Origin of the sequence: Siminovitchia sediminis (assembly GCF_042680885.1) — a bacterium.
GTDB lineage: Bacteria > Bacillota > Bacilli > Bacillales > Bacillaceae_C > Siminovitchia > Siminovitchia sediminis.
Genome location: NZ_JBHUEO010000044.1, coordinates 54515 through 68658, shown reverse-complemented (window position 1 = coordinate 68658; position 14144 = coordinate 54515). Strand labels below are relative to the sequence as shown.

General features: G+C 41.4%; 16 protein-coding genes and 1 tRNA gene. 9 read left to right on the top strand and 8 right to left on the bottom strand.

Going from position 1 to position 14144, the window contains the following annotated elements:
- Positions 1-195: 195 nt before the first annotated feature.
- The 3 genes from motB to ACFSCZ_RS13840 all read right to left on the bottom strand — a co-directional run bounded on the left by motB (position 196) and on the right by ACFSCZ_RS13840 (position 2250).
- A complete protein-coding gene (motB, locus tag ACFSCZ_RS13850) occupies positions 196-960 on the bottom strand; it encodes a flagellar motor protein MotB (protein WP_380774628.1) in 765 nt (254 codons plus the stop codon).
- Positions 947-1753: a flagellar motor stator protein MotA gene (gene motA / locus ACFSCZ_RS13845; protein ID WP_380774627.1), complete on the bottom strand. Its 807-nt coding sequence runs from the start codon at positions 1751-1753 to the stop codon at positions 947-949. Before motA ends, motB begins: the two co-directional genes overlap by 14 nt.
- Before the next feature lie 119 nt (positions 1754-1872).
- Entirely contained in the window at positions 1873-2250 is a 378-nt protein-coding gene (locus tag ACFSCZ_RS13840) for a DnaJ family domain-containing protein (protein WP_380774626.1), read from the bottom strand.
- A 230-nt stretch (positions 2251-2480) separates the two neighbouring features.
- Here ACFSCZ_RS13840 and ACFSCZ_RS13835 point away from each other — a divergent pair, with 230 nt between their 5' ends.
- Entirely contained in the window at positions 2481-3428 is a 948-nt protein-coding gene (locus ACFSCZ_RS13835; RefSeq protein ID WP_380774634.1) for a metal ABC transporter solute-binding protein, Zn/Mn family, read from the top strand.
- 67 nt (positions 3429-3495) lie between these two features.
- Here the strand turns inward: ACFSCZ_RS13835 and hmpA are convergent, their stop codons facing one another.
- A complete protein-coding gene (hmpA, locus tag ACFSCZ_RS13830; protein ID WP_380774625.1) occupies positions 3496-4704 on the bottom strand; it encodes an NO-inducible flavohemoprotein in 1209 nt (402 codons plus the stop codon).
- A 237-nt stretch (positions 4705-4941) separates the two neighbouring features.
- Between hmpA and ACFSCZ_RS13825 the strand changes: the two genes are divergently transcribed.
- Both ACFSCZ_RS13825 and ACFSCZ_RS13820 read left to right on the top strand, forming a co-directional pair.
- A complete protein-coding gene (locus tag ACFSCZ_RS13825; RefSeq protein WP_380774631.1) occupies positions 4942-5382 on the top strand; it encodes an Rrf2 family transcriptional regulator in 441 nt (146 codons plus the stop codon).
- A gap of 71 nt (positions 5383-5453) precedes the next feature.
- Positions 5454-6686, top strand: a complete 1233-nt coding sequence (locus tag ACFSCZ_RS13820) for an aminopeptidase (RefSeq protein ID WP_380774623.1) — start codon at positions 5454-5456, stop codon at positions 6684-6686.
- A 602-nt stretch (positions 6687-7288) separates the two neighbouring features.
- On the opposite strand, the gene ACFSCZ_RS13815 is transcribed toward ACFSCZ_RS13820, so the two are convergent.
- A complete protein-coding gene (locus tag ACFSCZ_RS13815) occupies positions 7289-7534 on the bottom strand; it encodes a hypothetical protein (RefSeq protein WP_380774621.1) in 246 nt (81 codons plus the stop codon).
- Positions 7535-7726: 192 nt separating this feature from the next.
- Between ACFSCZ_RS13815 and ACFSCZ_RS13810 the strand changes: the two genes are divergently transcribed.
- The gene (locus ACFSCZ_RS13810) at positions 7727-8242 is read left to right on the top strand and encodes an acyl-CoA thioesterase (RefSeq protein WP_380774619.1); all 516 of its coding nucleotides are present in this window, start codon (positions 7727-7729) and stop codon (positions 8240-8242) included.
- Between the two features lie 226 nt (positions 8243-8468).
- Positions 8469-9476, top strand: coding sequence for a rod-share determining protein MreBH (mreBH, locus tag ACFSCZ_RS13805; protein WP_380774617.1), 1008 nt, complete (start codon positions 8469-8471; stop codon positions 9474-9476).
- 352 nt (positions 9477-9828) lie between these two features.
- Here mreBH and queF read toward each other — a convergent pair whose 3' ends face one another.
- On the bottom strand, positions 9829-10326 hold the full coding sequence (gene queF / locus ACFSCZ_RS13800) for a preQ(1) synthase (protein WP_380774616.1): 498 nt from the start codon (positions 10324-10326) through the stop codon (positions 9829-9831).
- Between the two features lie 687 nt (positions 10327-11013).
- Between queF and ACFSCZ_RS13795 the strand changes: the two genes are divergently transcribed.
- Entirely contained in the window at positions 11014-11589 is a 576-nt protein-coding gene (locus tag ACFSCZ_RS13795; RefSeq protein WP_380774614.1) for a beta-class carbonic anhydrase, read from the top strand.
- A gap of 432 nt (positions 11590-12021) precedes the next feature.
- Here the strand turns inward: ACFSCZ_RS13795 and ACFSCZ_RS13790 are convergent, their stop codons facing one another.
- On the bottom strand, positions 12022-12258 hold the full coding sequence (locus tag ACFSCZ_RS13790) for a hypothetical protein (RefSeq protein WP_380774613.1): 237 nt from the start codon (positions 12256-12258) through the stop codon (positions 12022-12024).
- A gap of 445 nt (positions 12259-12703) precedes the next feature.
- Positions 12704-12776 (bottom strand) — tRNA-Arg (locus ACFSCZ_RS13785).
- A 500-nt stretch (positions 12777-13276) separates the two neighbouring features.
- On the opposite strand from ACFSCZ_RS13785, the gene ACFSCZ_RS13780 reads away from it, so the two are divergent.
- The 3 genes from ACFSCZ_RS13780 (at position 13277) to ACFSCZ_RS13770 (ending at position 14099) form a co-directional block, all read left to right on the top strand.
- Positions 13277-13486, top strand: coding sequence for a YozQ family protein (locus ACFSCZ_RS13780; RefSeq protein WP_380774630.1), 210 nt, complete (start codon positions 13277-13279; stop codon positions 13484-13486).
- Positions 13487-13497: 11 nt separating this feature from the next.
- Positions 13498-13659 carry a hypothetical protein gene (locus tag ACFSCZ_RS13775; protein WP_380774612.1) on the top strand — a complete coding sequence of 54 codons (162 nt, stop codon included), beginning with the start codon at positions 13498-13500 and terminating at the stop codon, positions 13657-13659.
- A gap of 299 nt (positions 13660-13958) precedes the next feature.
- The gene (locus tag ACFSCZ_RS13770; protein ID WP_380774611.1) at positions 13959-14099 is read left to right on the top strand and encodes a hypothetical protein; all 141 of its coding nucleotides are present in this window, start codon (positions 13959-13961) and stop codon (positions 14097-14099) included.
- Positions 14100-14144 lie beyond the last annotated feature (45 nt).

The following is a 14144-nucleotide window of genomic DNA, read 5'->3' as shown; positions in this document are numbered from 1 at the left end:
TGAAAGTGGCGGGCATCCGCCAGCTGCTTTTAGGAAAAAAGCCCACAAATGCAAAATCAGGAGGAGAAAAACGATTCGGTTTTCTCCTCCTGATTTATTTTAGGGGCTATTTAGACAGCCCCTTTTCCAATGATTAATGAAACTTTGCATTTCCCGAGAAATACTCTGCTCAAACATCTTGATGCTTATGTAAAGTTAATTCCCATCTTCGGAGTTAAATGGTTCTATAAGAACCTCCACCCGCCTGTTGGCTTCCCGTCCTTCAGCTGTACTGTTGTCTGCTACAGGCTTAAATTCTCCAAAGCCTTTTGCGCTGAATAATCGGGGATCAAGGTTCCCGTTTTCCAATAGCAGTTTCATAAAGTTGACTGCCCTCATAACACTGAGTTCCCAGTTAGATGCGTATTCGGAGTTCTTAATCGGTACATCATCTGTATGCCCGCTGATGATGACACTTCTCGGAACTTCCATCTCCAGCAATTCAGCAAGCTCTCTTGCTGTTTTCTTATCTTCTTCCCTCACTTCAGCGCTCCCCGATTGGAAAAGCACGCTGTCGTTAATGGTGATCAGTAATCCTTCAGATGTTAATGCGGTGGAGAACTTATCTTCATACTGCTTTTCCTGAATATACTGATCTACTTTTTCCTGGATGGCCTCCAGAATTTTCAAATCAGCCAATTCCTCCGTGAAATGTTCTGTCGGATCAGTTTCCACTTGCTCCTTATCATCTAATTTTTCTTTGATCTCTATCGGTGAATCAAATTCCACAGGACCATCGCCCCCGATAAAGATGCCGCTGAACACTCTGGAAATGGCCTGGAATTTTTGGGCATCCACAGAACTTGCAGCAAATAATACAATAAATAGCGCAAGAAGTAATGTCATTAAATCAGCATATGGAAGCAGCCACGATTCACCATGTTCTTCTTGATTTTGCCTTTTACGTCTACGCCTGGACATTGGACGCCACTTCACTTTCACTTTCACTTTCCAATTCTTTACGCTGGGCTTTCGGGAGATAGGAGGAAAGTTTTTGTTCGATCATTCTCGGAGCTTCTCCTTCAAGAATGGATAGGATTCCTTCAACCATCATTTCTTTTAACCTGACTTCTTCATTGGATTTTCTCTTTAATTTATTTGCAAATGGATGCCACAACACATAACCAGTAAATATGCCAAAAAGTGTAGCAACAAATGCAGCTGAAATGGCACTGCCCAGTTCATCTGTATTATCCATATTCGCCAAAGCTGCAATTAATCCAATTACTGCTCCCAGAACACCCAGCGTCGGTGCATACGTTCCGGCCTGAGTAAATATTTGGGCACCGGCCGCATGGCGTTCCTCCATTGCATCAATTTCATCATGGAGTACTTCGCGTATGTAATCGGCGCTCTGTCCGTCAACCGCCATTAAAAGCCCCTGCTTTAAAAAAGGTTCATCAATTTTTTCCATCTCGGCTTCCAGAGCCAATAATCCTTCTCTTCTGGCAAGTTGTGCCATTTCAGAAAAAAGAACAATGAGTTCCTTCGGTGTGGGCATATTTTTTTCTGTAAAGATAATTCCGAACAGTTTGGGGACTCTCTTGATTTCAGAAGATGGAAAAGCAATAATGACACTCGCAGCTGTACCGACAATAATAACCAATATGGCAGCCGGATTTAACAGGGCCGAGAGGCTTACACCTTTTAATACCATCCCCGCCCCAACTGCGGCAATTCCAAGAACTACGCCTATTAACGATGTTTTATCCATTTGCTTCACCCTATGCTATAATCTGTCTTATCTATAATATCGGCAGAAGCTGGAATATTTTAAGTATCAGGGAATGTTTTTCAGATACAATGGCGGCCGGGACCATTGGCTTATAAAGTCTATTCAAAGAATTTCTTTTCTATTTTATGTTCATAACGCTTAAACAAAGCAGAGTTTGTCTTTATTCCCCTTTTAGAAAGCATGCTATTATATTTCAGTAATTTCTCATTTAGTTCCTTCCTCAACTTTTCAGCTTCCAATTCGTCTTCAGAATGGCGGATGAGGTCCTCAATCGTCATTAATTCCTTTTTTGCATCCATTTCCTCAGGAGAAAATCCGGCATTTTGCATTAAGCGATAGGCCATCCTTAAATCAGGCGGTATGCCCTCCAACTTGTCTGGAGGCAGCGGTTTTCCTTTTCCGGGTAGGTTATCGAACTCTCCTCTTTCATTTGCTTTGCGAATTCGGTCTTCAGCGAGGTAAAAAAATTTATCCATCTATATCCTCCTTTATGCGCCGGACATTAGCTTTCCCAATCATTGATTTATATATAAAATCTTCTCTTTATCTTATTACAATTGCAGACCGGATACATAAACTTCGCCCTTTCCCTGTGTAAATTGGTTCTTGCCCTCTATTTTGATTTATAATATAATTCAAATCGTAATCATTACGATTTATAGGATGTGCAATGCAGACACTTTCAAAACATGAAAGGGATGACGGAATGAAAGGTACATTTATCACCCCATTGTTACTTATTTTATCCGCCCTGCTTTTTGCCGGATGCAATGGAGGGACAGTTTCAGATCAAGAGGACAATAATGAAAAATTAACGGTCTACACTACCATATTTCCTATCGAAGACTTTGCAAAAAAAATTGGCGGAAATCATGTAGAAGTGCAAAGCGTTTACCCGCCCGGAGCTGATGCCCATACATATGAACCATCGGTCAAAAAAATGATGAGCATTGCTGAAGCAGATTTATTAATGTATAACGGAGCAGGCCTGGAATCTTTTATTGAGAAAATAGACAACACATTAAAAGACGAAAATGTCGTAAAGGTGGAGGTTTCCGAAGAAATTGAATTATTGGCCGGCAAAGATGGGGAAGAACATGGTCATGAAAGCAGTAATGAACACCACCATCATGATTTGGATCCGCATATTTGGATAGATCCGGAAAAAGCCATTATGATGGCAGATCATATTAAAAATGCACTGATAGAAGAAAAGCCTTCCGCCCAAAGTGAATTTGAACATAACTTTAAAGAACTGAAAACACGACTGGAACAGCTGGATACGCAATTCCGCGCAGTCGTCGATTCAGCCAGCCGAAAAGAAATACTTGTTTCCCACGCCGCCTACGGGTACTGGGAACATCGATACGGTATAAAACAAATCAGCATTACGGGCTTGAGTTCTGAAAATGAACCTTCTCAAAAACAGCTGCAGCATATCATCGAAACGGTGAAAGACCGTCAAATCCAGTACTTAATTTATGATCAGAATCCCAAAACAAAAGTGGCAGAAACCATACAAAAAGAAACAGGGACAGATGCCCTCACCTTGCACAACCTGGAATACATCACAGAAGAAGATAAACAAAACCGCGAAGACTATTTTAGCATTATGGAAAAAAATATTGATACACTGAAAAAAGCTTTACAATAAGAAATGCGCAAGACACACAGCTCCCCCGGCTGGTGACTTGCGCAATTTTTTCTTTAAGCCGAAAAGGTTATACTGCTTCTTTTACCTTTTCCATGGCCATCGCCGGTCCGAAAAATTCATAACGGATGTTTTCATCAGGCAAGCCGAGCCCTTGTAAAATAGTTACTACTGCTTTCATGAAAGGCACTGGGCCGCATACATAACAAACCGTATCTTCAGTAAGTTTATCTTCCAAGAATTCTTTTGTAATATAGCCTGTAAAGTGATGATTACCTTCTTTGTTCTTCGGTTCCTGATATCCGTAATAGCAGCTTCCATGATCGAGCTTTCCAGCGATTTCCAATGCTTCTTCACTGAAGGCATGTACTCCTTCATGTCTGGCTGAATGGATAAAGGTAACGTTACGCTCGGATCTATGTTGGACCATAGTTTCCAGCATACTCACCAATGGAGTCAATCCGACTCCCCCGCTGATGAGAGCTATAGGGGAAGTCTCTTCCATGTTTAGAGTGAAATCTCCTGCCGGTGCACTTGCTTCAATGGTATCCCCAACTTGTACTTGGTCATGAAGATAATTGGACACTTTCCCTTGTGGTTCTCTTTTTACAGAAATTCTGTAATATTGGTTTCCTGGCGCGCAGGATAAGCTATATTGGCGGTTCAGTGTATAATTCTCACCGGGAACTCGGACTCTAATGGTTATATATTGACCTGGTTTGTATTCCGGAAGCGGCTGACCGTCCTTTGCTTTAAAGTAAAAGGAAGTAATGGTCTCACTTTCTTTCACCTTGTCAATAACTTCTAATTCTTTAAAGTCTTTCCATCCGCCCTCCTGTTCTTTGGCTGACTTATACATGTTGTCTTCAATGTCAATAAATACTTGGGCAATCACACCGTATGCTTCTGCCCAGGAATCGATGATTTCGTCTGTGGCTGCATCACCGAGTACTTCTTTTATCGCTTCCAATAAATGCTTTCCGACGATCGGGTAATGTTCAGGCCTAACCCCCAGTCCGCGGTGCTTATGTGCCACCGGAATGACCGCAGGGAGAACACTTTCCAATTGATCGATGTTTTTGGCTGCTGCCAACACCATATTTGCCAAAGCGGTTTGCTGGCGTCCCTGCGACTGGTTGGCATGATTAAAAATATTCAGCAGTTCGGGATGATTATTAAACATGTTTTTGTAGAACACTGTAGTAATGGTAACACCATGTTTCTCCAAAGCGGGTACAGTTGCTTTGACTGTATCAATTGTTTTTTGTGAAAGTGCCATTTTCATTCTCCTTTTTAAAGATGTATTTAAAATCTATCTTTAACTTTACTTTAAGGCATCTTTCCCCTGCCCCACAATCCCTTTTGATGATGTGTAAAAAAGCTGACAAAATCCCGTCGCAATTTGGTCACAAAAGATGCATTTTATATGTATGTTTAATAAGAAAATACATTTATGGAGCGGTCTACTGCCATTCTCCATACAAAAAATGATATGATTTATAATGGTGATGAAAAAATGAGACTAACCAACTACACGGATTATTCTTTGCGTGTGTTAATATATCTTACTAATAAAAAACCGGGCGAATTGGCCAATATTACCGAAATAGCTGAGGCTTACGGGATTTCACGGAACCATTTGACAAAAGTGATCCATGAGCTTGGCAAAATAGGCGTTATTCATACGATTCGCGGCCGGGGCGGCGGCATTAAGCTGGCATTGCCTCCCGAAGAAATCAACATTGGGGAAGTGGTTCGGAAAACTGAGGATGATTTCAATCTGGTGGAATGCTTCGGTGAAGGCCCGTCCCATTGTGTTATTTCCCCTGTCTGCGGATTAAGGCATGTCCTGAACCGCGCACTGCTTGCCTATCTGGAAGTCCTCGATAATTATACACTTGCTGACATTGTAACATCTCCACAAGATTACCGTGCTTTACTTGGTTTGGACCATTAGTTTCTTTTGGATTCCCTGTCTGATCCTGATAAAATAGTACAAACTACTTTTATGTATAAAGGAGAATGCAGATGGCTGATTTTCAGAAGAATTTAGAAAAGTATGCGGAGATTGCAGTAAAAGTTGGGGTCAATGTACAAAAAGGGCAAACACTGGCCGTAAATGCCTCAATCAATAATGCCGAATTCATACGCCTGATTGTTAAAAAGGCATATGAAGCAGGGGCCAAAAACGTCATTGTCAATTGGAATGACGACGGGGTCACCCGTTTAAAATATGACATGGCCCCCGATGAAGCTTTTCTGGAATATCCTAAATGGCGTGCCAAAGAAATGGAAGAGCTTGCGGAAGATGGCGCTGCTTTCATGTCCGTCATCTCCTCAGGACCTGATTTACTGAAGGGTGTTGACCCAAATCGTATTGCCAATTTCCAAAAAGCAGCGGGAAAGGCCATGCATCGATACCGGCAATTCATTCAATCGGATAAAGTCAGCTGGACTGTCATTGCTGCTCCTTCCAAAGATTGGGCAAAAAAGGTGTTCCCCGCTGCCCCTCCGGAAAAGCAGACAGATCTGCTTTGGGATGCCATTTTTAAAGCCACACGGGCAGATCAGGAGAATCCTATCCAGGCATGGATAGAACATGATCAAAATCTCCATAAAAAAGTGGACTACTTAAATCAAAGACGCTATAAAAAGCTCCATTATCAAGCACCGGGCACCGATCTAACAATTGAACTGCCCGCTGGCCATCTTTGGGTCGGTGCTGGCAGCATCAACGAAAAAGGCCAGGAATTTATGGCCAATATGCCAACCGAGGAAGTATTCACTGTACCATATAAGTACGGCGTAAACGGAACAGTGAGCAACACGAAACCGCTCAGCTACGGCGGAAACATTATTGATGGATTTACACTGACGTTTGAGAAAGGAAAAATTGTGGACGTTAAAGCAGACGAAGGGGAAGAAATTTTAAAAGGGTTAATTGAAACAGATGAAGGATCCCATTATTTGGGTGAAGTAGCTCTTGTACCTTTTAACTCTCCTATATCTCAATCAAACATTTTATTCTATAACACATTATTTGATGAAAATGCCTCCAATCATATAGCAATTGGCAGTGCTTATGCCTTTTGTCTCGAAGGCGGTAAAAACATGAGTCAGGAAGAATTGGAAAAGAACGGGTTAAACACTAGCATCACACATGTGGACTTCATGATTGGATCCGAAGAAATGGATATCGACGGTATTTTCGAGTCAGGAGAAAGCGAGCCCGTATTCAGAAACGGAGACTGGGCTTTTTAATATAAACTACATGTCCTTTGGGAAGAGTGTATTTCATTTTGCTGTTGGGAATTCCTCCTTGTCCTGGGGCTGAGTGTATTCTGTGCACCAGTTCGGAGGAATTCTCCTCGTGTTTGGGGGATTCCCCAGTCTGTGAGCCCCCTTACGAGACTGAATGCCAAGGGCTATTCTCTCTTAATTGTTCAGTCCTTTCAAATCGTTCTTGATCCGTACTATGACCTCTGCTGACTTCTGATGGTTCAGCTGCCTATCACTAAGTAGGTTATGAAGGTACTTCACGTATCCATCAGACCTCCCCGGGTAAGAATGTCATCTTTCCTTCCACCTATCTGCATCATTTACTCCGTATCACCTTCGGCAGAATGGACTTTGTTTTGTTAAGCAACTCATCCAATGATACTTAGCCTTATATGAAGTTCGTGTTCCTCAGACCGGAAGTTTGCCGCTCGCTTCCTTCAGATTCCGCGTCACCACGGACACCCTTGCGTTAAGCTAACCGCTACTTCTGCCTTCACGGCTCGGGACTCTCACCCTAGTGATTACACCCATGCCGGGCGCACGAAAAAAAAGGTTTGGCCATGTCATGCCAAACCTTTACATAATTAGTAATAATCTACTTCTGTTTCCCAGTTATTTACTGGTTCGTCCAAGTAGCGGTCTTCAAATTCCTCCAGATCATCGGTATACAATACCGTCATGGAGGTAAACTCATTTCTGTCCATGGCTTTGGAGTGATTTGATTCAAATGCTGAATCTTGCTTCCCTTTTACAATGATTGAATTGTCCCACCGCCGGATTACCGAGGAACCATCCGGATTGTACATAACTCTTTTTGACAGCTTATCCATTGCGACATCTCTCCTTTTTAAAAAAATTATTCATCAACACATGTGACCAGAGACGCCTCGGCAGTAAAGAGAAAGCATACTCTTCTTTACCCTCAAATTGCCCAAACGAAACCATATTTTTGGCATTATTTTTATAATAGTGATTTACTAATGCTAGAGTAAGCAGTAATTTCATACTTGAGGTGAAGGACTTTGGATCAACAGCCAAAAAAGAAAATGAGAGAATCATTAACAATTAAAACAAGCCATGTAGCTCCTCCGGATACAAACCACCATGGCAATTTATTTGGGGGAAAGTTAATGTCTGATATTGATGATGCAGCCTCTATCGCTGCCGGCAGGTTTGCCCGAAAGCCGGTTGTCACGGTTTCAACCGATTCTGTGGACTTTTTCAAACCCATTCGGATTGGCGATGCAGTAACATTGGAAGCCATCGTCACATGGAGCGGCAGAACTTCCATGGAGGTTTTTGTAAAAGTTGTTTCCGAACACTTGTTGACGGGAGAAAAATCCATTGCTGCTTTCTCATTTCTTACTTTCGTGGCTTTGGACGAAAATGGGCGGCCCACTCCAGTGCCTAAAGCGGTGCCTGAATCCGAAGAAGAGCACTGGCTGAATAAAACAGCTGAAACACGTGCAGCTCATCGGCAAGCAAGGAAAAAGGAAAGCAAAAAGCTTGCGGATTTTTTCTCAAACATTCAATTATAGTCCATCAGATTACATTTTATGTTTATTTTTACAAAACGTTTAAGTTTTTATAACACCATTTTTCGGATAAAATAGGAAACCCTTGCAGCATCAATATTTTTGTCGCTTTTTCGGTCTTTATGTCTGTAACAATCATTTTTCCATTCCAAAAGGATCAAGAAATATTCTCCTAAGTCTATTATACTTACAATAGGATAATATCTATTGTAAAGGCAAGGTGGTACGTATGTTTTCAAGTACTGAGATTGGAATAGATTTGGGTACAGCCAATGTGCTTGTATATACAAAAAATAAAGGAATTATTTTAAATGAACCATCTGTAGTAGCAGTGAACACAGATACGAAACAAGTGATTGCCATTGGATCTGAAGCAAAAGAAATGATAGGCAAAACACCTGCGAACATTACTGCAGTCCGCCCGTTAAAAGACGGAGTGATTGCAGATTTTGACATTACAAGCCAAATGCTTAAACATGTGATGAAGAAAGCAGCCAAAACACTTGGTTTCGCTATACGAAAACCTGATGTAGTTGTGTGCACCCCTTCCGGAGCAACTTCCGTGGAAAGGCGGGCGATCCATGATGCCGTAAAATCCTGCGGTGCGAAAACCGTACATCTCATTGAGGAGCCTGTAGCAGCAGCCATTGGAGCAGACCTCCCTGTGGAAGAGCCGGTTGCCAACGTCATCGTTGATATCGGCGGCGGCACAACGGAAGTGGCCATCATTTCATATGGCGGCGTCGTTAACTGCAATACCGTGCGAATCGGTGGAGATCTGTTTAATGAAAATATCATTCAGCACGTAAGAAAAACTTATAACCTGCTGATTGGAGAGCGGACTGCTGAAAATATCAAAATAGAAATCGGGTATGCTCTCGTAGACCATACAGAGGAAAAAATGGATATCCGCGGCCGCGACTTGGTAACAGGCCTGCCCAAAACCATCACTCTCAGTTCCTATGAAATCCAAGAATCCCTAAAAGAGTCATTGCTTCATATCTTGGAAGCCATCCGGGCCACACTGGAAAATTGTCCTGCTGAGCTAAGCGGGGATATTGTGGATCATGGGGTTGTTTTATCGGGAGGCGGAGCTTTACTTAATGGTATGCAGGATTGGCTAAGCAACGAAATCATTGTACCCGTTCATATCGCGCCAAGTCCGTTGGAATCTGTAGCGATTGGCACAGGACGTTCACTTAAATTTATTAACAAGCTGCAAACAGTAGGAAAATAACAGGTTCACCGGCAATAGCTGATGCTTGATCTATTCATTGATCTGACAGGATCTTATTAAAATCAGCCAGTCCAAGCTGAAATCCTTCTGTCAAATGATCGCGGCTATCTTTCAAGACATCAACACTGTGAGAATGGGCTGCTGTGCAGTCACTTTTTCACGAGATACCAATAAAAAAGCCTTAAGGCATCGTCGATTTGCTCAACTTTCTCTAAAGTGCAGGGAGCCCATAGGCGTTATCTTGCCTGCCCCCTGCATTTAGAGCAAAAAAAGACCTGAACGGCAAGCTTACGTTCAGGTCATTTCTTAAGTGCAATCTTTAAGCACCGTTTTAAAAATCATTATTCCATTCTTATCTGTTATCCACTTTTTCAGGATAAAGATCATGGTTCATTAAGCGGTTCTCTGCCATGCGTTCAAATTTCGTTCCGGGTTTACCATAGTTGCAATATGGATCAATGGACAGGCCGCCCCTTGGTGTAAACTTTCCCCATACTTCAATATATCTTGGATCCAATAATTCAATCAAATCATTCATAATGATGTTCACGCAATCCTCGTGGAAATCACCGTGGTTGCGAAAGCTAAATAAATATAACTTTAAGGATTTACTTTCCACGATCTTTTTGTCCGGTATATAGCTAATATAGATCGTCGCAAAATCCGGCTGGTTTGTCATGGGACATAAAGAGGTAAATTCAGGGCAATTGAATTTAATGAAATAATCTCTTGTTGGATGCAGGTTGTCGATCGCTTCCAAGACTTGAGGAGAATATTCAAATAAATACTTTGTATTTTGGTTTCCGAGCAGTGTTAAATCCTTTAATGTTTCATCGTTCCTTCCGGCCACTAAAAAAACCTCCCATAATGTCACCAATCATGAAGAGGTCCAAAAAAGCCTGGCAGAAACAAGCCATAGTTTTTTATAGAGGGTTAACGCTATGAACCTCTCACAAGTTGGTATAATATACTTTTCCAACCCTAATCTTACTTGAGGATAGAAATACGGTCAACCGTTAATCTGGTAATCTGGAATGGAGCAGTAATCATCCACTTTTATCCTTCCTTATTTGTGACATTTTTTCGAACCGACATGTCCGGTTCCAGTCTTAGCCTTAAGTTAGTAAGCGGCGGATTTTTTCATACAGCAATCTTCCTGAACTCGGCCACTTATAAACTAACCGGTCTGAATAGATCGGTATATGCAATGCTGTCCAATCTGATCTAGATAAAAACTGAACTGTATGAATATCAATTATGAATCTTTGATGGTGAACAACTCTATTTCCTGCACAGGAACAACAAAAGCGATGCTCCCATTGAAATCGAAAGGATTTAGAATGTAGGTGCAACGTTCTAAGAACGGACTGGCCTTCGCCCGGTACAGTCGCTGTGAAAAACGAAAAGGGCAACAGGTAAACGTTCAGGAAAACTCCAAGTTTTACACAGCGGAAAAAATGAAAGGATATGCATCAAGCTGTCGTTTTTGTTAAAATTTCGTTAAAATAATAAAAACGTTTCGAATGGAGTGAGACACATGTCTATGTTATCTGACATTATGGATTTCAACAAAAAATTTGTAGATGAAAAAATGTATGAAGAGTATGTTACAACCAAATTTCCTGATAAAAAACTTGTCATTTTAACCTGTATGGATACCCGTTTGGTTGAACTTTTACATAAAGCGATGAATGTAAAAAACGGTGATATCAAAATTGTGAAAAATGCCGGGGCTATTCTGACTCATCCGTTTGGAAGTATTATGCGCAGCCTGCTGATTGCGGTATATGAATTGAAAGCGGACGAAGTCTATGTCATCGGCCACTACGATTGCGGCATGAGTGCTATTGAAAGCAATCAGGTACTCGAAACCATGAAAAAACGTGGAATCAGCGAAGAAACGATCAATATTGTCAAAAACTCAGGAATTGACCTGGATGAATGGCTGAATGGCTTTGAGAGGGTCGAAGATAGTGTGGAGCACAGCGTAAATATGATTCGTAACCACCCGCTGATGGCAAAGGAGGTGCCGGTGCACGGGCTCGTTATCGATCCAAATACCGGAAGACTTGATCTTGTCACTAACGGATACGAACATGAAACTGTGAAATAAAAAAACTCTAACCGGTGGAGCCGGTTTGCGGGACACGTCTTTGCCCGCTCATCAGGGATTATCTCGTGATCCCACTGGTTTACTGTTTTTATTCATCTGTTTTTGGCCTATGGAGACTTATTTCAGAATTCTGTTGGTGCTGCACTGGATAAAGGAGGCTGCTATGTATGAGGAGAGGGCGGGGCGGACAATTTAAAAATAACATGGCAGAAGGTTAAGGTACAACCCGGCAACAATCTCTTTCGCTATGATCAAACAAAAATGAAAAGTCGAACCTTAGAAGCTCTGTTATCTAGAGGACAGATTACTTATTAACCCGTAATAAACGGTTGATCTATCTTATATTCTTGTACTTCACTTTGAATAAAATAGAGTTTTAAAAAAGAACCCCCTCCGGCTCTTACCTTGGAGGGATTTCTCTACCTTGCCGTTTTAGTCGTCATCCCGCTCCCGGCATCTGCAAATCAATCGATCCAGGTTGCGATCATGATCACGGTCTCTGTCACGATCTCTATCACGGTCTCTGCCACAGCCACAATGACTATGGTGATCGTGGTCTCTGTCACGGTCTACTTCATGGCAGCAGCAAACAAGTCTCACCCGCCGGCCTCTCCGTCTATCCTCTCTATCTCCTCTGTCCTCGTAATCATAAGCTTCTTCAAACCACATATCCATCGCTCCTATTATTTTTTTAGAGCCGGCCGACTTGCTAATAATATATTATAGAGTGTCGAATTTGATTGGATATATTGTCTGGTATAGAAGATTGTTTTTCTACGGAAAACTGAGGCTTAAAACATAAATAATGAGGTTAATCTGAAAGACATGATTTATAGAAGATAATAGCAGGAAACAAGAAAAGCGAACAGATTCAATTTCTCCTGGAAAAAATTTGATTCAACATTCGGATTTTCCCTGCCCAAAATATTTATATATCATCCCCTAACAATCAGGCAGTTTGGACAGCTTCCGCGCAACAGGAAGAATATTCTGAGAGCTGTTTTATTTAAAATTAAAATGTTCGTGACCAAATGGTGTCCATTTGTGGTCTTATTAAAAATATAGCAAGAGTACAGAAACGCTGTAACCCTTGCTATTACTGAGTTTCTATGAACGGCCCCGGCAGGAATCGAACCTGCGACGCACGGTTTAGGAAACCGACGCTCTATCCTCTGAGCTACGGAGCCACGTCTCCACTCAAAAAAACACATTTTTAATTATAATATAAATTCCCTTTGAATTAAAGTATAAAAATTGACTTATGATATGCATACTAACCCGAAAAAAAATGGCCATATTCCCAACTGATTTAAAATCATGTAAAAAGCTGAAACCTGTTACGTTTACTCATCCATGGATGCCCAGCAGGAAAAGCCGAAAGGATATTCTCCAGCTTAAAGGTTCGGTACCCATGAGTTTTATAACAATACGCCTTAATCATTTTTTCGGAAAAAGACAGTACCCTGATTACCCGTTGAGTGATGCATTGTTGTTTGGACAAATAAATAATCTCAACGCTTTCTTGTGATAATGCTGCACGTTGAAGTACATGATTCACGATATCACACCTCACTAAAATCCGTTTGTTTTATTATATGCGAACGTATATTCTATATTCAATGGTAATTACTTCATGTGATGGCAGGGCCAAATCAGGTAATAATGTAATAAAAAGGAGGGAGTTACGCTGGATAAGGAGCTACGAAAAGAGAGCTTAAAAATTGGAGGCAGACAATTCAAATTTGAAGATTATCATGGACAAGATACTGTTTCTAAGGGGCTTGCCACTACACATGAACAAGTCAGTGACACGTACACCGAAGGTGAGATCAATCAGGTGATCGAAAATGTCGATGGAAAAGATATCAAAAATACTTCAAAAAAGAGTATAGACTAGGAGGAAGCATGATGAGCAAGAAAGGCCAATATCAAAACGGTGAAGACCAATACAAAATGCCAAAAGCACTTCAACAGGAACGAAAGTTTTCTTATCGTGTCGGATACACTGCCACTTCAGGAAACGACACAGGCGGCAAGGACGAACCTGGAAAGCGGACAGATCAACCTTAACCAGCCCGAAAAGAACTCGAAATGACAAACGGACTCTTCGTTCAGCCTGTTTGAGTTTTTTATTAAATCTCAATGAGACCTAAAATAATTCTTTGTGCAGAGCCCATATTGACTTCCAATGCTTTTTCACCCGTGGACTTCTGTGATGATCTCTTGAAGTTGCAGTCTTGTTTATGACAATTTATAGGAATTCGTGAAAAACTTTGAGAGAAAGTCCAAAATAGGCTATACTAGTAAGTAAATAGGTAGCAATCGCCTGATGACAGGCGAACTATTATACATTTATGGGGGAGATTTTTGTGCAGTTGGGAGTTGTAATAGGGCTAAGTATCTTTTTGGGAGTAGCAGGCTTCTACCTTTTTAAAGTTCTTGCTTCAATTCTTGATTCAAGCGATGCCAATACTGTTGACGAATTGCCGGCAGACCAGCAAGATCGATAAACCACACCACCTGTCCGCAGCGGACAGGTGGTGTTTTATTGCATA